Genomic DNA, 18,606 nt, shown 5'->3' on the forward strand with positions numbered 1-18,606 from the left:
CAAGGTCATCGACCCGATGACGTACATCGCCAAGGGCGCGGGTGCGGGCCTGTCGAAGATCGGCGACATCACGAAGGCGCTGAAGGGCGTCGGGAACATCGAGATCCCGAAGCTGCCGGACAACGCCATCACGCTCCCCGAGGGCACGGTCAAGCTTCCGGACGGGACGGTCCGGCTGCCGGAGGGCGCGGCGATCCCGGAGGGGGCGGCGAAGCTCCCGGACGGCAGTGTGAAGCTGCCCGACGACGCGCCGGTGCTGCCGGAGGGCAGCACGAAGCTGCCCACCGAGCCGGGCACTCCGGACCGCTACTGGGACCCGGAGGGCAACCTCCTCGACGAGCGGGGCAACGTCCTGCAGCAGGCCGCGGACGGTCCCGGCGACATCGTCGACCAGCCCGACCTCGGCAGCCCGCCGGCGGGCGCGGACCTGCCCCGGGTGGACTCCCCGGTGAAGGAACCGGCCCTGGTCGGCGCGGCCCCGAACACCGCCGACAACGCCGCCCAGCACATCAACCTCGGCAACAGCCTCGACGACCTCGGGGACGTCGGCCGGGTCGGGGAGGACGTGGGCACGACACCGGTGGTCCACGCGGGCGGCGACCTCCCGGCCGTCCACGCGGGCGGCGACCTGCCCGGCAGCGGCGCGGGCAGCCACCTCCCCGGCGGCACCGCCGAGCACCTCCCCGGCGGTTCGGCGCCCGACCACCTGCCCGCCGGTTCGGCCGGGGACAACCTGCCGACCAACAGCGTGGACACCCACACCGGCAGCACGGTCCCCGGCCCCCGGGCGGGAGACGGCCTGCCCGGCGGCGGTCACGCGGACGACGTCACCACTCCCGGCCGGGACCTGCCGGGAAGCGGCGGAACCGACCCGCTTCCCAGCCGTGTCCCCGAAACACCCATCAACGGTCTGGACGACCTCGGCGGTCTCGGCGACGACGCCCTCGACCACCCGGGCCTCGGCGACGAAGCCGCCGAAGCCGGGGACGGCGCCGCGCACACGCCGGCGGGCGATGCGCCGGCTCGGGACGCGGAAGCCGCCCGTCCCAGCTTCATGCGGGACGGTGACAACCCGTACGGGCCCGAGGGCTCCCTCACACCGGAGCAGATCCAGGAGATCCAGGTCTACCGCGCCAACCATGAGCCCGGTTACTTCGACGACTTCTACAAGTCCAATGGAAATCGCAAGAATCTCGAGTTTCTCGACGAGAGCGGGACGACTCCTCCCCAACTGACCCGGGAGTCGCCCCAGCACCCATGGGTCTCGGCCAAGGACGCGCCGGAGCCGCTGCCGCCGAACTACGTCGACGACACGCTCAAGCGCGGGCGGAATCACGCGAGCGACGAGGCGCTCAAGACGTTGGACGAGGCGGCGGCCAAGCGGCATCAGGCCATCGGATACGACCAGGCCGCCGGCCGCCACAAGGCCGAAGCCGTGGAGGCGCACAAGCAGGCCCCCACACCCGAGACGGAACTGACCCAGCTCGAACGCACCAATGAGTACAAGGCCGCGCACCGCGACATGCGGGACGAGTCGGAGGCCTACGGCGAGCTCATCGCCGAGCACCACGTCATCCCGGAGCACTACGCGGGGGCTACCCGAGAGACGCTGCACGGCCCCAAGAACGGCAACGACCAGTTCGACCAGGTGTGGAAACGCAAAGACGGCGGCTACGTCGTCATCGAAGCCAAGAGCAGCGTCAAAACGGAGCTGGGCGCCCGCAATCTGCCCAACGGAAAGCGCGTTTCCCAGGGGACCAGGGAGTATTTCGAGGACATCATCCGAGAAATGCAGAAGCGCGGAAAGAAAATCCCTTCCGAGCGTAAACTCGCAGCAAACCTGATGAAGGCCCTGGACGAAGGGAAGCTGGACTACATAGTCGTCAAGGGAGAGAAGAACGCCGGCACGTACGCTGGCTACCACATGAGGGAGTTCGACATCTCTGAGAGGACCACTCCGTGACGATCACCATCCCCCGGCACGGTGCGCCAGGCCCCGACGACGAAGCCTATGCGGAGGGGCTCGGCGAGGACCTGGCGGAGAGTCTGGAGAGGCTCGAACGGTCGCCCGGATCGATCGACTTCACCTTCGGCACCGCGCTCCTGCACCTTCAGGCCCGCTGCGCTCCGGACCCCGGCGCCGCGAAACTGGAGACCTGGGAAGCAGTCGTCACCGCGATGCAGCTGGGATCCGCGCTGTTCGCCGTGACGGGTGCCACCGAAGGTACGGTGCAGTGCCGTATCGCTCGCGAGATGCGTACGCTCCCGGCCATCGGTCCGCGCCCGTACGCCGACGCGGGCAACTGGCTCACCGCCTTCTGGCTGGCCATCGTCTGTCGCGACCAGAAGCGGATGACTCAGCTGTGTGAGACTCCCCTCGATCGGCTGCGCTCGCCCGACGGGTCGTACGACGAGTACGTCTACCACTGGGTGGAAACCCTGCAGGCATACTGGCTGCGGCGTCCGGAACTGGTGGAGAAACTGACGGCCACGCTGCAGACCTCGCACCCCGACATGGTGACGATCGCTCCTCGTGACCTGGTGCAGAACATTCTCTATCCGCCCATCAACCTCTTCTACCGCTTCGTGCGCAAGGACGAGGAGGGATTCAACCAGGCTCTGGCCGAATCCCTCGAACTCCACAAGGCGTACTGGACGGCCGACGAGGACCGCTCGGAGGATCCGTCGGGTGCTGTCGCTCTCGGCCCTCTTGCCATCACCTGCCTCGCCTACGACGGCGGGATCCCGATCGAGGTCGAATCCGACTACCTCCCCAAGCACCTTGTGCAACGAGGATGGTTGGGCGAGTTCGCCACGTGATTCCCGGAACGGCCGGACAGCCGTCGGGCTCCTGGCTCTCCGCCTTCCACCTGGTGGTCGTCTGACGGGAACGGGACCGGATCACAGCCCGGCCCTGTGCCGCGTCCTCATGGACCCGCTCCGCGAGAACGGCGAACGCTGTTCCACCGCTTCGACCGCAAGGATGGAGCGGTGGGAGCGGCGGGGCGCGGCCGTGCCGTCTCCGGCACCCGTGCCGCGCCGCCGCCCATGCCGTCTAGAACAGGCTCAGCAGCGCCTCCGCCGGATCCGTCAGGGTCGTCTCGCCGTCGGGCAGGGGGAGTTCGAACCACACCGTCTTGCCGTGCGGGGTGCGGCGTGAGCCCCAGGCCGCCGAGAGCAGGCCGACGAGTTGCAGGCCGCGGCCGCCCTCGTCCGTGTCGCGGGCCCGGCGGCGGCGCGGCTGGACCAGGCCCGCGTCCCAGACCTCGCAGACCAGGGTGCGGTCCAGCAGCAGGCGCAGCCGGATCTCGCCCTCGCCGTACCGCAGCGCGTTGGTCACCAGCTCGCTGACGAGCAGCTCGGTGGTGTCGACGAGGGGTTCCAGGTCCCAGCTGAGGAGCTGGCCGCGCGCGTACTCGCGGGCCCGGCCGACACTGCGCGGCTCGCGCGGCAGGGTCCAGTCGCCGACCGACTCGGTGGGCAGTCCCTGGACACGTGCCATCAGCAACGCGATGTCGTCCTCGCCGTGGTGCGTGTCGAGGGTGTTGAGGACGTGGTCGCAGACGTCCTCCAGGGGGCGTGACGGGTCCGTCAGCGCCCCTACGAAGGCCTGGAGGCCCTCGTCCAGGGGGTGGTCGCGGGACTCGACCAGGCCGTCCGTGTAGAGCGCCAGCAGCGCGCCCTCGGGGAGCTCGACCTCGACCTCCTCGAAGGGCTCCCCGCCCACGCCGAGCGGCATGCCCGGCGGCACGTCGAGCATCAGGGCCGGCTCGCCCGGCTCGACCAGCACCGGCGGCAGATGGCCGGCGTTGGCGAACGTACATCGCCGGGTGACGGAGTCGTAGACGGCGTAGACGCAGGTCGCGAGGTACACCTCGGACAGGTCGGCCTCGCGGGGGCGGCGGGCGGCGCGGGTGGCCTGCTGGACGCCGCCGGGGGTGCCGAGCCCGCGCGCGATCTCGTCCAGCGCGGAGAGGACCTCGGCGGGTTCGAGGTCGAGCAGGGCCAGGGTGCGGACGGCCGTGCGCAGTTCGCCCATGGCGACCGCGGCGCGCAGGCCCCGGCCCATCACGTCGCCGACCACCAGCGCCGTGCGGTGACCGGGGAGTTCGATGACGTCGAACCAGTCGCCGCCGACCTCGCTGGGGCGGCCGGTGGAGACGTTGCCGGGCAGGTAGCGGCAGGCGATGTCCAGACCGGAGGCGACCGGGTCGCCGGGCGGCAGCAGGGACCGTTGCAGTATCAACGCCCGTTCGTGCTCGCGGCGGTAGAGGCGGGCGTTGTCGATGCAGACGGCGGCCCGGGCGGCCAGCTCCACCGCCAGGTCCCGGTCCCGGTCCCCGAACGGCTCGCTGCCCTTGGTCCGGGAGAACTGCGCGAGGCCTACGACGGTGTCGTGGGCGACCATCGGAATGGCGAGCGTGGACTGCACGAGGCCGCCGTCCTCGCCGGGGATGCTCTGCGGGCGGGCGGTGCGCAGCGCGTCCGCGCAGGGCGAGTTGAACGGGTAGTGGTGCACCGCGCCGACCGCGACGGGTGCGCCGGTGCCGGCGAAGGGCGCGTCGGAGACGGCGGACGCGAAGGCGACGCGGCGCAGTTCGGCGCTGCCGTCGGCGAGCCCGGGCGGGGTCTCGTCGCCGGTCAGGAGGCCCTGGTAGAGGTCGACGGTGGCCAGGTCGCAGAAGCCGGGGACGACGACGTCGAGGAGTTCGCGGGCGGTCGTCTCCAGGTCGAGGGAGTTCCCTATGCGGGCGCCCGCCTCGTTCAGCAGGGCGAGATTGCGCCGGGCGGCGGCGGCCTCGCGGGCGGCGGCGCGGCGGGCGGTGATGTCGGTGCCGAGCCAGGCGATGCCGATCGGGCGGCCGGAGCCGCTCCTCACGCGGTAGAGGTTGATCGACCAGTGCCGGCGTTCGTCGGAGCCGGGGACGAATCCCGTGACGTGCATGTCCGTGATGGAGTCGCCGGTCTTCAGGACGCGGCGCAGGATGGCGGTGACCCGCTCGGCCTCGGGGCGGGGCAGGTAGTCGTACACGCCCTTGCCGCGGTGGTCGTCGGGGCTGCCGCCGAAGAGGGAGGCGAACCGATGGTTGGCGCGGCGGACCCGCAGCTCGGGGTCGATCAGCAGGAACCCGAAAGGAGATTGACCGAAAATCGCCTGCGAGGCGGCCAGGTCGGTCTCGATGCTGCGCAGGGTGCGGACGTCGACGACGATGCACACGGCGGCCTTCTCGCCTTCCCGGGTGCGCGTCGGCATGACGTACACCTCGGCGAGGCCGTCCTCGCCGGGCTTGCCGTTCGCCATGCCGGGCATCCGGAACGGGACCACGCCGGTCCACTCCCGCCCGTCGAGTATCTCGGCCATCTTGCGCTGGCCGCGTTCGCGCAGGTCCGGGTCGACGAACGCGTCGATCGGGTCCATGCCGACGGCCCGTTCGGCCGGGATGCCGAAGATTCGTTCGGCGCGCAGGCTCCACTGGTCGACCAGCCCGTCGGGGCCGATGGAGAAGGAGGCGACCCTGATGTAGTCGTAGATCGAGCCGGGCGGGCTGCTCTGCCACAGGGCGTCCCCGGCCGGCACCTCGCCGTCGCCGCGGGCGCCACCGCCGACAGCCGGGACGTGTCCCGTATTCGCTGCGAGCGCACCCGCGCCCTCAGCCCTCGCGCCGTCCGACGGGTCCTCCGACTCCGTGGCCTTCGCTGGTATCTCGCTCACGCGAACCGTCCCCTCCAGCTCACCGCGCCCGGCACCGGTCACCGGGGGCGGCTGCCCGCAGTATCCAGCACTACGGCGCCGCACGGCACGGTGTTCACGATCACAGCACGGTCCAGACGTATTCAGAACCGTTCCGTGACAACACTTCCAGTCTTCTAACCAGCGAACACGCCGCCGAACCCCACCTTCCGGGACGGGTCGCCGGGCGGGCGTGCCGGCGTACGCACACCCCGTCCCGTCCGCCCCCGGCTTCCCGGCCGGACTCAGCCGGGCACCACCAGTTCGAACCACACCGTCTTGCCGGTGTCTCCGGGCCGGGTGCCCCAGGAGCGTGCGGAGGATGCCACCAGTTGCAGTCCGCGCCCGCCCTCGTCGTCGGGCCGGGCGACCCGCTCGCGCGGCGGGTCCGGCAGCGGGTCGGAGACCTCCGCCCGCAGCACGCCGTCCAGACCGACGGGGCGGACCAGCCGGACGCCGATGGGGCCGGTGGCGTGCCGCAGCGCGTTCGTCACCAGTTCGCTGACCAGCAGGGCCGCGAGGTCGCCGACGCTGTCCAGCCCCCAGTGGCGCAACTGCCCCCGCACCGCGCCACGGGCGGTGCGCACCGCTCCGGGGTCCGCGGGGAACGTCCACTCGGCGCAGTCGCCTTCGGTGTCGATCACGCCGATCACTTCCCGGGCCAGCAGGGTGCGTCCCATATCCGTTGCAACTGGGTTAATTGGCACATACCCGATATGGGGCGTCCGGTACCGCGGCCGGGGGCACTGGTGGCGCACGGTGGCACCGACGGCGTACGGCGACGGCGACGGCGACGCCGACGGCGTACGAAGCGGGGGGGGGGCGGCTGCCGCGGGCGGCGGGACAGCCGGGGGGCTGCGGGGCGAGGTTCCCTCAGTGACGCGGCGCGCTGGGGCGAGGGCGGGGGCGGGGCGCCGTCGGCCCGAGCCGCCGGATCGCCTCCCGTACGGCGGGCACGTCCTGGTCGAGCCAGTCCACGTCCCAGATCTCGTCCGGGGTGAGCCAGCGCAGGGCGTCGTGGTCCTCCAGGGGGGCGGGGGCCGGGGAGCCGGGGCGCAGACGGGCGGTCCAGACGTGGAGGACGTAGGGGGGCTTCAGCGGCCACTCCCCCGGCACGCGCTCGACGGCTTCGGCGGCCACGCCGAGTTCCTCGCGCAGTTCTCGGACGAGCGCCTCCTGCGACCGCTCGCCGGGCTCGACCTTGCCGCCGGGCAACTCCCAGCGCCCGGCCAGCTCGGGGGGTGCGCTGCGGCGCGCGGCGAGCAGGCGGTCGCCGTCGAGCAGGGCGGCGCCGACCACCACGGTGCGATCCGTCATGCGCCGGAGCCTACGGGACCGCCGGGGCGGTCAGTTGCGGGAGGCGTCCCCGTTCTGGCCGATGCGTTCGACCCAGTAGAGCTGCTTGTGCCCGCGGACGTCGAGGCTGTCCGCGATCTTCTGGGCCTCGGCGCGCGTCGCGTACCGCCCCACACGGTAGCGATTGCCGTTGTCGTCCTGCCGTATGACGAGCCAGGGCAGAGAGATGGTGCTGTCGTTCATCACGCCCCGCGCCCCCTTCCCTCCCCGGCCCATCCCGGTCCCGTCCCGAGCGCGCCTCGCGCCCGGCCTTGCAAGGAAACCGCAATCCGCATATGCCCGAGCGTACGCCTAACCTTTACGCAGCGAATACGGCTTTTCACCAACAGGTACGCAACCAGCCACCGCGGAGGGGGCGCACGAGTCCAGATGCGCCGGGCGCGCGGCATGACGCCTCCGGTCGGCGGCACACCGGGCATCGGGCGGGCCACCTGCGGGAACGACGGGATTCGACCGGATTCCGACGGGCGCACGGGCCGTCTCGCGGAAGGCGGTTTCCGGGGGCATCTGCCAAAGGGGTGTGCGCTGTCTCACCGGACGCGCCGCCTCACCCACGACCGCCCGCGCCCCACCGGCGAGCCGGGACCCCAACCATTGGGCGGCCCGGCGAGGCCGCGGACGGACGGCCCGCCCTCACCCACCGGCGGCCGACGGGCGACCACGTCACCGACGGACGGCCACTTCACCGACGGCCGACTGCCACGTCACCGACGGACGGCTGCCACTTAATCGACGGCCGGCTGCCACTTAATCGACGACCGCTTCTCACCGGCGGCCGGCTGCCACTTCACCGACGACCGCTTCTCACCGGCGGCCGGCTATTTCACCGGCAGGTGGTAGGCGACCCGATAGCGGTCGGCCGGGATCACCACGTCCGCCGTCTCCACCGGGCGGCCCGACGCGTAGTACGTGCGGTGGACGACGAGGACGACATGGCCCGGGACACCGCCCAGGGTGAGCAGTTCCTCGGCGAGGCCGGGACGGGCGCCGACCTCCTCGGTGACGTTGTCGACGACGACGTCGATGGCGCGCATCCGCTCGACGACGCCCATGCCGCCCAGGGGCCCCTCCTCGGGCAGCATGACCGGGGAGCGGCCGGTGACGGCGAGGGGCTCCCAGGAGGTGGAGAGCATCATCGCCTCGCCCCCCTCCCGGAAGACGTACCTGGTGCACATCACGCGGTCACCGGGCTGGATCGCGAGCCGCTCGGCGACGGCCCGGCTCGCCTCGGCCTGCTCGCTGCTGGACTCCCAGGTCCCGCGCGCGCGGGCATCGGCCTGCTCCTGCCGGAACGGCGTCGCGCCGCCGGACGGCCGGTAGCCGGAGCGGGCGATCCGGCGCGGCACCGGCCGCTCCCGCACGTACGTCCCCGACCCGGAGCGGCCCTCGACCAGTCCCTCGGCCATCAGCACCTTGCGCGCCTCCAGGGCGACGGTGTCGGAGACGCCGTACTCCTCGCGGATCCTGGCCTGGGACGGGAGGCGGGTGTGCGGTGGCAGCGAGCCGTCGACGATCTTCTTGCGGAGATCCCCCGCGACCCGCAGATACGCCGGCTGCTCACCGAATGTCACTGGCCGCTCCCATCAGGTTGTACAGACAGCAACAGACTGGCAACCGTGGGTTGGGCCGTGCAAGTAAAGGCCAGAGAATCACTCGATGTGATGACTTATCGCCGGGAGAGGCTTTACGCAGGCACTTTCTCCCCGCTATGGACGTGATCACACATCGAGCCCGCCCTCGTCCCCGGAGCCGCTTCCGTCCTCGTAGTCCTCCCCGTAGCTCGGCGGGGTGGTGGCCAGCCCCAGAGCCTCGCGCGCGGTGACGGTGGTGTCGCCGTCCACGTAGGCGTAGGCGTTGTCGTAGTGCTCGTAGAAGGTGTCCACGTCGGTGGCGTCCGCCGCCTTCGCCCACTCCTCGGCGGCGTCCCGCATGTCCTTCACCAGGTCGGCGACGGGCTGCTGCGCCTCGGCGGACCAGGTGTGCCCGCCCAGCGCCTCGGCCTGCTCGCCGGTCGCGTCGCCGGCCTCGCCCGACCAGGTCCGGTTCACCTCGAGGTCGTCCTCGGCGTAGTCCTCCGGCTCCTCGTAGAGCACCTCGTCGACGGCGGCCATCGCCTCGAGGAAGAACAGCTGGTCGGCGTCGAGGGTCGTCCGGTCGGCGCGCAGCGAGCCGGTGAGGGTGCCCCGCTCGTCGGTGTTGGCGAAGACGCAGGTGATCTCGCGGTCGCCCCAGTCCCAGCTCTCCTGGGTGGGCGTGAGGTAGTACATGTCCACCTCCTCGGTCAGCAGCCAGGGGTCCATGGTGTAGCCGTCCTGGAGCGTCCAGCACTTGTCCTCGGCCGTGTCCGTGACGTAGTCGTCGCCCGGGTATCCGCTCCCGGTGAGGGTGACCGTGCCGAAGACCTCTCCGTCGTGCTCACCGGAGCAGGACACCTTGTCGACGTCGTAGACGTCCTCGCGGAAGGTGTCGCCGGGCACGTCGAAGCACTCGCCCTTGGCGAGCGAGAGGCTGCTGCTGCCGCTCGCGCCCTCCTTGAAGCCCTCCCAGACGGCGGAGGCGCCCCCGGTGGCCAGCATCGTCACCCACAGGGCGAGCCCGAGGGAGGACAGCACCGCACCGCCGATCGCCATCCCCTTGCCGCGCTCGCCGCGCCGGCGGATCTGCACCAGCGCGACGACGCCGAGGACCAGCCCCACGGCGGGCAGGAAGCACAGCACGCCGAGCACGAGCGCGGCGATGGCGACCCCGTTGACCGGCGCGGGCCGGTTGAAGGGCAGGTATCCCTGCCCCCAGACCGGGTACTGCGGCCCCCCGTAGGGGCTCTGCGGCATCCCGTGCGGCATTCCGTGCGGCGGCCCCTGGAACGGCCCGGGGAACGGCCCCTGGGGCGGCGAGGGCGGTGCTCCCTGCGGCGCCCCCGCGGACGGCCCCTGGGGGGCTCCCTGAGCCGGCCCCTGGGGGTGGGGAGCGTACGGGTCCTGCGGCTGCGGAGGCCGGTACGGGTCCTGGGGCGGCTGGGGCCCGGAGGGCGGGGGTATGGACACGAGCGACGGGCTCCTGACTGACGAACTGACGTACGACGACTGGGCGCATGGTAAGCACCGCGCGCGTGGGGGCGGTACGGGGGGCGCGAACGCGACGATCCGGGCGGCGAGCCGACGGACCCCCCGCCCGGGGCGCGCACCCCGGCCGCCTCCCGGGAGGCCGTAGATGGCGCCCCCTCAGGGGCTGCTCGGCGACGGGGAGTCGGCGGGCGGACGCGTCACCGCCGAGGAGCAGTTCTTGGGCCGAACGGCCGCAGTGGTGCGTGCCTTCGCGGGCGATCGGGGACCCATGTCGCGCCGGACACTCCGGACACTCGGGACCGCCTGTCAGATCCGATCGGGAGCCACGCATGGAACCAGTCGCCCCTCCGCGAACCTGTCCGTTCGACTATGCCGAAGCCCTCGAGTTCGATCCCGTGCTCCGGCACCTGATGACCGAAGAGCCCGTCTCCCGTATCCGGCTGCCCCACGGCGAGGGGGAAGCGTGGCTCGTCACCGGCTACGACGACGTGCGCACGGTCACCACGGACCGGCGTTTCAGCCGCCGCGCCGTCATCGGCCGGAACTTCCCGCGCATGACCCCTGAACCCATCGTCCAGGACGAGGCGATCAACGTCATGGACCCGCCGGCCAGCAGCCGCCTGCGCAGCCTGGTCTCCAAAGGATTCGCGCCTCGCCACATGGAACGCATGCGGGTCCGCACCCAGCACGTCGTGAACGAACTGCTCGACCGGATGGCGGAGCACGGTTCTCCCGCGGACCTCACCGAGCACCTGGCCGACCCGCTGCCCCTCGCCACCATCTGCGAGGTCCTCGACATCCCCGAGGCCGATCGGGCCCAACTGCGCGCCCACGCACGGACCATGATGGACACCGGCATCGACAACCGGGACGACGCCGTACGGGCCAAGGCCGATCTCCGCGCCTACTTCCAGACGTTGACGCAGCACCGGCGCGCGAACCCGGGCGACGACCTGATCAGCGCGCTGGCCACGGCTCGCGACGGGGACGAGATCCTCAACGACCAGGAACTGGCCGTCATGGCCATGGTCCTGCTCATCACCGGACAGGACACCACCACCTACCAGATCGGGAACATCGCCTACCTCCTGCTCACCCGCCCCGATGAACTCGCCATGCTGCGCGCCGATCCCGCTCTGCTCCCGCAGGCCATCGAGGAACTGCTCCGCTTCATCCCGTTCCGCAAGGGCGTCGGCATTCCCCGCGTCGCCCTGGAGGACGTGGAACTGAGCGGGGTGAAGATCAAGGCAGGGGACATCGTGCACGTCTCCTATCTGACGGCCAACCGTGACGGACGGAAGTTCGAACGGGCCGACGAGCTGGATCTGCGTCGCTCCGGTCCGTCCCACATGACCTTCGGCTGGGGTGGACATCACTGTCTCGGCGCTCCGCTCGCCACCACGGAACTCCAGGTCGCGCTCGGAACCCTGCTGGAGCGCTTCCCCGACCTGAAACTGGCGAAGCCGGCCGAGGAAGTGCGCTGGAACAAGACGTCGATCTGGCGCTATCCGCTCGCACTGCCCGTCACCTGGTGACGGCGGCGGCCGGCGGCCACGCATGAAGACCGTGCGCGGCCGCCGGCCACTCACACGCCTTCCGGCTTCGGCGTCGCGCGGCACGGCAGCCGGACGCACTGTCCGAGGGCGCTGTTACCTTCCGCCCATGACCGCATCAGACGCTCTGCTCCGACGCCTCGAGCAGGACCCGTCGCCGGCTGCCGCGCTGGCCTGGACGGGTGACTTCGACATAGGTCGCCGGGATCCCATCGAGGCTCTCGTACTGCCCTCCGGCAGGCCACTGCACGCGGTAGCCGGATGCGGCGCCGGCGGCACGTACTTCCTCTGCGGGGAAGCCGGGGCCGAGGAGCGGCCTGTCCTGTACGCCGATTCCGAGGGACAGGCCACGTTGATCGGCGCCGACCTCGTCGAGGCCATCACGCTCATCGCCGTACTGCCCTTCTGGCGCGACCTGGCGAAGGGGTTCACGATCAGCGAGCTCGGCTCGGACCTTCGGGCCGACCACCCGGACTTCGACGCCGAGCGCGACCGCCTCCTGCACGCCCTCGGACTTGCCCCCGTCTCCGAGGAGGAGGCCGCCGCGCGACTCCTGGCCGTGGCCGCACGCACGGCCCCCGACTACGTGCCGCGCGCACCGGACGACGATCACCTGCCGTACGAGCTGCTGTTCCCGCGTGGTCCTGCGTAGCGAAGCGCACCGAGCTCATCCAGCGCGCTGTGGACCCGCCCCCCGTGCGGACAGCGAAGGCCGCCCGACCCGCTCCTTCGCAAGTCGGACGGCCTTTCGCCGGACGTGTCAGACGTTGAAGCGAAACTCGACCACAAGACTTTGACCTGCGGAAATGTCGGCGCATCCCAGCACGGGATTCGCGACAGAGTACGAGAAGGCTCAAGATCGCCCACCTACACAACAGCGCCGGACAGGGACCGAGGCCTGTGGGACTTCTCCGCAGCGTCTGCGGCCCGATCGCCGTCACCGACTCCCGTGCATCGCCCGCCATCCGCCGCTCACAGCGGCCAAGCGGTCAGCAATTCGCCGGGGCCATATGCGGCATCGAGCCCTGGACAGTCGACTCCGCCGCGCGAGACCGCCACGACTGGAACAGGTCCGCCGGTGAGGGCGGCCCGGTGTCGATGGAGAACTGCCAGGTCGTGCCGGTCGAAGGGCGACCGCTCCAGCCATTTGATGGAGCCGACGAAAAACAGCTCCTTGGCAATGGGGGCGCGGTCCGCCCCTACGATGTCGATCTCGACGTCGTTGGTGCGGGTCCAGTAGCCGCCCACTGCGGGGGCTGCGGGGAGCCGGTCGTCGGGCAGTATCCGCGCCAGGGCCTCACGGACGAGGGGCTCGACAGCCCGGCCACGCCAGCTGGTCCAATTCTCCCGGATCCGCGCCAAGGTCAGATCGCCCCGCCCCCGCTCGATCTCCTCCATCGACGGGCCGAGCAGGTGCAGCCAGAACCGCAGGTAGGGGTCCGCCACCCGGTAGCGGCGATCCTTCGACGGACGCAGCGACACGGGCAACTCTGCGGCGACGATCCGCTTGTCTGTGAGCAACTCCAGCGCTCTTTGCAGCGGCGTGGCCCCGATTCCGCCAGCCGCGCGAGCGATGTTGGTGAACGTCCGCTCGCCAGCGCCGATAGCTGCCAGCACGCCACGGGCCTGAGCCTGCGGGGGAAATTCGGCCGCCAGCGAACGCTCGGCCGACACCAGCAGGGCCGAGACCGGATCACTCAGCGCCTCGCCGAGAAAGTCCCACAGCCCTGCACCGCGCGGCCACTCCGCACAGATCAGCGGCAGCCCGCCGGTGACCAGCGCGGCGTCGAAGGCATCCGCCGGATCCAGCCCAAGCATCTGCCCCACCTCGGCGGGGTTGAGCGGTCCCAGCACCATCTCCCGGCCACGCTGATGGAAGGGGCGTCCGTAGCTGTTCAGAGCCTCCATCATCGACAGATCAGAGCCGATGAGGACCAGCAGCACCGGCTTGGTCTCCAGCACCCGGTCCCAGGCCCGCTGCAGCATCCCTTCAAAGGCGCCATCGGCATCCATCAGGTACGGCACCTCGTCGATGACCAGTACACTCGCCCGGTCGGCGGGCAGTGCCGCGGCCAGCACATCGAACGCGGCGTCCCAGCTCTCCGGTCGTGCGGCAGCCACGAGCTGCGCCAGCGGTAGCGTCGATGACTGGGCGTCCCGGGCGAGCCGCGCCAGATCGTACTTAGGAGACGCACCGGTCGCCGCGTAGAACAAAAACGGAGCTCCGGAGCGCTCCGCGAACCGCTCGACCAGTCGCGACTTGCCCACCCGGCGCCGCCCACGCAACATCACGCAACGCCCGGGCCTCTCCCCGCCGGCCCCTGCCGCCACCTTCTGGAGCTCTCGCTCCAACGTCGCCAGCTCCTGCCGACGGCCTACGAAGTCCACCACGCCTGCCGACCTCCACGCATGACACTAACGACAAGGTTACTAACATAGATGTTAGTCGATACTCTCGCCAGATGTCGCCCGCGATCACGAGTCACGGACCTGTGTTTCGAGGACCGTGCGGCACCGTCCGGTCGCGCAAGAAGGGGCTCTACGGTCCGATCGACAGACCCTCATCGCCTGCCGTTCTCGATCACTTTGTCCCGATCCTGGTCGACTCCAGTCAAGGCAGGAACAGACGGAGAACAACGGAGAACCGAAGAGGCAACGGGCAACCCCGCCGAACTGACCGAGTTCTCCGTGGCGCTCAACCACGACAAGGGGCACCTCAGCGCGCGAGCCCGTCAAACTTCCCTCATGCCCCCTCGCGGGGACATGGCCCGCGATCCAGCACGGGGAACCTCACTGGCATCCCAGCACGGCCCTAGCACGGTAACAACGAACAGGGGTGACGACAGGTCAGATTGTTCGGCACCATCCCGGCACGGTAAAAACCAGGGGCCCGACCCCGAAGAGTCAGGCCCCTTTCGACCTGCACGTTTGCCAGGTCAGCGATGTGCCGGTAAGTCACCCGCTACACATTGAAGCGGAACTCCACCACGTCCCCGTCCTGCATCACGTAGTCCTTGCCCTCCATGCGGGCCTTGCCCTTGGCGCGGGCCTCGGCGACCGAGCCGGTTTCCACCAGGTCGCCGAAGGAGATGACCTCCGCCTTGATGAAGCCCTTCTGGAAGTCCGTGTGGATCACGCCGGCGGCCTCGGGGGCGGTGGCGCCCTTCTTGATGGTCCAGGCGCGGGACTCCTTGGGGCCGGCCGTGAGGTAGGTCTGGAGGCCGAGGGTGTCGAAGCCGACCCGGGCGAGGGTGGCGAGGCCGGGCTCCTCCGCGCCGACCGACTCCAGCAGCTCCAGGGCGTCCTCCTCGTCGAGCTCGGCGAGGTCCGCCTCCAGCTTGGCGTTGAGGAAGATCGCCTCGGCGGGGGCGACCAGGGCGCGCTGCTCGTCCTTGAAGGTCTCGTCGGTCAGCTCGTCCTCGTCGACGTTGAAGACGTAGAGGAAGGGCTTGGTGGTGAGCAGGTGCAGGTCGTGGAGGAGCTCCTCGTTCCCGGAGCCCTGGACGATGCCCGCCGAGAAGAGCGTGTCGCCCTTCTCCAGGATCTCCTTCGCCTCCTCGACGGCCTTGACCTTGGGCGCCACGTCCTTCTTGATGCGCGACTCCTTCTGGAGGCGCGGCAGGACCTTCTCGATGGTCTGGAGGTCGGCGAGGATCAGCTCGGTGTTGATCGTCTCGATGTCGTCCTTCGGGGAGACCTTGCCGTCGACGTGGACGACGTTCTCGTCCTTGAAGGCGCGGATGACCTGGCAGATCGCGTCGGACTCGCGGATGTTCGCCAGGAACTTGTTGCCCAGGCCCTCACCCTCGCTCGCACCGCGCACGATGCCCGCGATGTCGACGAAGTCGACGGTCGCCGGGAGGACGCGCTGCGAGGAGAAGATCTCCGCCAGCTTGGTCAGGCGGGCGTCGGGCACGCCGACCACGCCGACGTTGGGCTCGATCGTGGCGAACGGGTAGTTGGCCGCCAGCACGTCGTTCTTGGTCAGGGCGTTGAACAGGGTCGACTTGCCGACATTCGGCAGACCGACGATTCCGATCGTGAGCGACACGTTGCGACTTCCCGTAGTCAGAGGGCCAGGGGGCCAGACGGCCAGGGGCCAGAGGGCTGGCCGATCCCCCAGTTTACGGCGTGCCCGGGCCCGCTCCGGCGGACCTGTCGAACGCACGGTCAAGGTCCTGGCCCCGGCGTGTCCCGCGCCGGATTCGGCACATTAACCGACTTATGTTGGACCGATGGAGCAGCACAGGACTCGTCCACGGCGGAACGGGGCGCGACGCGGGACACCACCCCTGCCTCCGCAGGCGGGCCGCGGCGCACGTCCGGCGGCTCCCGCGCGGGGAGGGGCCGGCTCCGGCTCCCGATCCGGTGCGCCGGCCGAGTCCGGTCGCTCCCCGGGCCGCCTCCCCCGGCCGGCACGTGCCCCAGGAGTGGGCGCCGCGGCTCCGGCGGGCGTCGCGCGCCGTCTGCCCGGCCCCCGGCTCACCGGACTCGGCTGCGGGCTGTTCAGCATGGCGCTGATGCTGCTGGCCGGCTGGCTCGACCACGCGCTGCTCGGCGCCTCGCCGACGGTGTACGGGGTGCTGTTCCTGCCGGTGTGCCTGCTGACCGCGCTGTGGGTGCGCCGGGCCGAGCCGCTGTCCGCGCCCACCGTCGTACCGATCGCGTTCGCGGTGGGGCTCCTGCCCGTCGCCGACGGCGGCGACGGGTTCGGCTCCCGGCTGATGGGGGTGGTCACCGCGCTGGCCACGGAGGTCGGCTGGCTCTACTGCGGGACCTTCGTCGCGGGGCTGGTGGTGCTGATCCGCCGGATCGGCGCGGCGGGCCGAGCCGGCGGCGGCCGCGGTCACACCGGGGGCCGTCTGTAGCCGTGCTGGCCCGTCCGGCGACCTCCGGGGGCTGCCGCGACGCCGTCCGGCCACCACCAGGGTTGCCGCGCCGTCCGGCCACCTCCGGGGGTTGCCGCGCCGTCCGGCGGCCCCCTAGGAGGCCTGGTGGCCGTCCTTGGCCGCCCGCATCGCCGCCCCGACGATGCCCGCGTTGTTCTGCAGCTGCGCCGGGACGATCTCCGCCTTGATGCCCTCGATGAGGGGCAGGAACTTCTGCGCCTTGCGGCTGACGCCACCGCCGATGATGAACAGCTCCGGCGAGAACAGCATCTCCACGTGGGCGAGGTACTTCTGGACGCGGTGGGCCCACTGCTCCCAGCTGAGGTCGCCGTCCTCCTTGGCCTTGCTGGAGGCGCGCTTCTCCGCGTCGTGGCCGTGCAGCTCCAGATGGCCGAGTTCGGTGTTGGGGACGAGGACACCGTCGACGAAGAGGGCGCTGCCGATGCCCGTGCCGAACGTCAGCAGGATCACGGTGCCGCTGCGGTCCCGGCCGGCGCCGAACGCGACCTCGGCGACGCCCGCCGCGTCGGCGTCGTTGACGACCGTCACCGGGAGGCCGCCGAGCCGTTCGCTGAACAACGCGCGCGCGTCGACGTCGATCCAGCCCTTGTCGACGTTGGCCGCCGTGCGGATGGTGGATCCGCCGGTGACCACGCCCGGGAAGGTGAGCCCCACCGGTCCCGTCCACCCGAAGTGGTCGACGACCTGCTTCACGCCGTCGGCCACGCTCTCGGGCGTCGCCGGGTGCGGGGTGAGCACCTTGCACCGCTCCTGGGCCAGGTCGCCCTGGTCCAGGTCCACAGGGGCACCCTTGATCCCGGATCCACCGATGTCCACGCCGAAGATCTGCATGGCACCACGTTACGACGACCGACTGACGGTCACCGCCCGCGGTGCCCCGTCACGCGGACGCCGCCACCCCGCCGCGCGGTCACTGGGCCGACGCGGTCCCCGCGCCGGTCCCGCCGCGCTGGGCGACCAGGGCCGCGGCCTCTTCGCGCAGGTCGCGGCGGAGCTCCTTGGGCAGGGAGAAGGTGATGTGCTCGTCGGCGGCCTTGACGAGTTCGACGTCCCCGTACCCGCGCTCGGCGAGCCACTCCAGGACCTCCTCGACGAGGACCTCGGGCACGGAGGCGCCCGAGGTGACGCCGACCGTGGTCACGCCCTCCAGCCAGGCCTCGTCGATCTCGCTGGCGAAGTCCACCAGGTACGCCTGGCGCGAGCCGGCGAGCTTGGCGACCTCGACGAGCCGCTTGGAGTTGGAGGAGTTGCGCGAGCCGACCACGATGACGAGGTCCGCCTCGGCGCCCATCTGCTTCACCGCCAGCTGACGGTTCTGCGTGGCGTAGCAGATGTCGTCGCTGGGCGGGGAGATCAGCTGCGGGAACTTCTCCTTCAGGGCGTCGACGGTCTCCATGGTCTCGTCGACGGAGAGGGTGGTCTGCGACAGCCAGACGACCTTGGACGGGTCGCGGACCTCGACCTTGGCGACGTCGGCGGGGCCGTCGACGAGCTGGATGTGGTCGGGGGCCTCGCCGGAGGTGCCGATGACCTCCTCGTGGCCCTCGTGGCCGATCAGCAGGATGTCGTAGTCCTCGCCCGCGAAGCGGACGGCCTCCTTGTGGACCTTGGTGACCAGCGGGCAGGTCGCGTCGATGGTGGCGAGCCTGCCGCGCGCGGCCTCCTCGTGCACGACGGGGGCGACGCCGTGCGCCGAGAACATGACGATGTTGCCCGGCGGGACCTCCTCCGTCCGTTCGACGAAGACGGCGCCCTTCTTCTCCAGGGTCTGCACGACGTACTTGTTGTGGACGATCTCGTGGCGGACGTAGACGGGAGCGCCGTACTGCTCCAGGGCTTTCTCGACGGCGATCACGGCGCGGTCCACTCCCGCGCAGTAGCCCCGGGGGGCGGCGAGCAGGACACGGCGGCCAGGCGAAGCGGTCATGCGTCCCATCGTAAGGCCGCGTCCGGCGGGTCGAAGATCGCCTGTGGACGGTGCGGGCGGGGAG

The 18,606-nt window shown here is 70.9% G+C and carries 14 protein-coding genes and 1 pseudogene; 5 read left to right on the top strand and 10 right to left on the bottom strand.

Going from position 1 to position 18,606, the window contains the following annotated elements:
* Positions 1–1,963: pseudogene (locus ACZ3KJ_RS08805) on the top strand (hypothetical protein); the annotation flags it as partial.
* Positions 1,960–2,820 (top strand): immunity 49 family protein, encoded by an 861-nt coding sequence (locus tag ACZ3KJ_RS08810; protein WP_467525797.1) that lies wholly within the window; start codon positions 1,960–1,962, stop codon positions 2,818–2,820. The pseudogene ACZ3KJ_RS08805 and the gene ACZ3KJ_RS08810, both read left to right, overlap by 4 nt.
* Positions 2,821–3,055: 235 nt before the next feature.
* On the opposite strand, the gene ACZ3KJ_RS08815 is transcribed toward ACZ3KJ_RS08810, so the two are convergent.
* The 6 genes from ACZ3KJ_RS08815 to ACZ3KJ_RS08840 all read right to left on the bottom strand — a co-directional run bounded on the left by ACZ3KJ_RS08815 (position 3,056) and on the right by ACZ3KJ_RS08840 (position 9,918).
* Positions 3,056–5,713: a SpoIIE family protein phosphatase gene (locus tag ACZ3KJ_RS08815; protein WP_467525798.1), complete on the bottom strand. Its 2,658-nt coding sequence runs from the start codon at positions 5,711–5,713 to the stop codon at positions 3,056–3,058.
* A gap of 263 nt (positions 5,714–5,976) precedes the next feature.
* Positions 5,977–6,411 (bottom strand): ATP-binding protein, encoded by a 435-nt coding sequence (locus ACZ3KJ_RS08820; RefSeq protein WP_467525800.1) that lies wholly within the window; start codon positions 6,409–6,411, stop codon positions 5,977–5,979.
* Between the two features lie 193 nt (positions 6,412–6,604).
* A complete protein-coding gene (locus tag ACZ3KJ_RS08825) occupies positions 6,605–7,048 on the bottom strand; it encodes a (deoxy)nucleoside triphosphate pyrophosphohydrolase (protein ID WP_467525802.1) in 444 nt (147 codons plus the stop codon).
* A 30-nt stretch (positions 7,049–7,078) separates the two neighbouring features.
* The gene (locus tag ACZ3KJ_RS08830; RefSeq protein ID WP_385067357.1) at positions 7,079–7,270 is read right to left on the bottom strand and encodes an SPOR domain-containing protein; all 192 of its coding nucleotides are present in this window, start codon (positions 7,268–7,270) and stop codon (positions 7,079–7,081) included.
* Between the two features lie 635 nt (positions 7,271–7,905).
* Positions 7,906–8,658, bottom strand: a complete 753-nt coding sequence (locus ACZ3KJ_RS08835; protein WP_401699166.1) for a GntR family transcriptional regulator — start codon at positions 8,656–8,658, stop codon at positions 7,906–7,908.
* Between the two features lie 147 nt (positions 8,659–8,805).
* A complete protein-coding gene (locus tag ACZ3KJ_RS08840; RefSeq protein WP_467525804.1) occupies positions 8,806–9,918 on the bottom strand; it encodes a DUF4190 domain-containing protein in 1,113 nt (370 codons plus the stop codon).
* A gap of 563 nt (positions 9,919–10,481) precedes the next feature.
* Between ACZ3KJ_RS08840 and ACZ3KJ_RS08845 the strand changes: the two genes are divergently transcribed.
* Complete coding sequence (locus ACZ3KJ_RS08845) at positions 10,482–11,687, top strand: cytochrome P450 (RefSeq protein ID WP_467525806.1); 1,206 nt, start codon at positions 10,482–10,484, stop codon at positions 11,685–11,687.
* Between the two features lie 127 nt (positions 11,688–11,814).
* Positions 11,815–12,357: a hypothetical protein gene (locus tag ACZ3KJ_RS08850; protein WP_467525808.1), complete on the top strand. Its 543-nt coding sequence runs from the start codon at positions 11,815–11,817 to the stop codon at positions 12,355–12,357.
* Between the two features lie 320 nt (positions 12,358–12,677).
* Here the strand turns inward: ACZ3KJ_RS08850 and ACZ3KJ_RS08855 are convergent, their stop codons facing one another.
* Together ACZ3KJ_RS08855 and ychF are read right to left on the bottom strand one after the other, a co-directional pair.
* Complete coding sequence (locus ACZ3KJ_RS08855; protein WP_467525810.1) at positions 12,678–14,096, bottom strand: ATP-binding protein; 1,419 nt, start codon at positions 14,094–14,096, stop codon at positions 12,678–12,680.
* Positions 14,097–14,667: 571 nt separating this feature from the next.
* Entirely contained in the window at positions 14,668–15,756 is a 1,089-nt protein-coding gene (ychF, locus tag ACZ3KJ_RS08860; protein ID WP_385067369.1) for a redox-regulated ATPase YchF, read from the bottom strand.
* 379 nt (positions 15,757–16,135) lie between these two features.
* Between ychF and ACZ3KJ_RS08865 the strand changes: the two genes are divergently transcribed.
* Positions 16,136–16,573, top strand: coding sequence for a DUF6542 domain-containing protein (locus ACZ3KJ_RS08865; RefSeq protein WP_467525812.1), 438 nt, complete (start codon positions 16,136–16,138; stop codon positions 16,571–16,573).
* Positions 16,574–16,687: 114 nt separating this feature from the next.
* Here ACZ3KJ_RS08865 and ppgK read toward each other — a convergent pair whose 3' ends face one another.
* Entirely contained in the window at positions 16,688–17,446 is a 759-nt protein-coding gene (gene ppgK / locus ACZ3KJ_RS08870; RefSeq protein WP_467525814.1) for a polyphosphate--glucose phosphotransferase, read from the bottom strand.
* Between the two features lie 79 nt (positions 17,447–17,525).
* Positions 17,526–18,542, bottom strand: a complete 1,017-nt coding sequence (locus ACZ3KJ_RS08875; protein WP_389513833.1) for a 4-hydroxy-3-methylbut-2-enyl diphosphate reductase — start codon at positions 18,540–18,542, stop codon at positions 17,526–17,528.
* Between the last annotated feature and the right edge of the window lie 64 nt (positions 18,543–18,606).

The sequence above is a fragment of the Streptomyces sp. NPDC003248 genome (assembly GCF_055563235.1).

Bases quoted from the DNA above. Each gene is read 5' to 3' on its own strand.
- ACZ3KJ_RS08820 (WP_467525800.1), bottom strand. From the start codon at position 6,411: ATGGGACGCACCCTGCTGGCCCGGGAAGTGATCGGCGTGATCGACACC.
- ACZ3KJ_RS08825 (WP_467525802.1), bottom strand. From the start codon at position 7,048: ATGACGGATCGCACCGTGGTGGTCGGCGCCGCCCTGCTCGACGGCGAC.
- ACZ3KJ_RS08830 (WP_385067357.1), bottom strand. From the start codon at position 7,270: ATGAACGACAGCACCATCTCTCTGCCCTGGCTCGTCATACGGCAGGAC.
- ACZ3KJ_RS08840 (WP_467525804.1), bottom strand. From the start codon at position 9,918: ATGCCGCAGAGCCCCTACGGGGGGCCGCAGTACCCGGTCTGGGGGCAG.
- ACZ3KJ_RS08845 (WP_467525806.1), top strand. From the start codon at position 10,482: ATGGAACCAGTCGCCCCTCCGCGAACCTGTCCGTTCGACTATGCCGAA.
- ACZ3KJ_RS08850 (WP_467525808.1), top strand. From the start codon at position 11,815: ATGACCGCATCAGACGCTCTGCTCCGACGCCTCGAGCAGGACCCGTCG.
- ppgK (WP_467525814.1), bottom strand. From the start codon at position 17,446: ATGCAGATCTTCGGCGTGGACATCGGTGGATCCGGGATCAAGGGTGCC.
- ACZ3KJ_RS08875 (WP_389513833.1), bottom strand. From the start codon at position 18,542: ATGACCGCTTCGCCTGGCCGCCGTGTCCTGCTCGCCGCCCCCCGGGGC.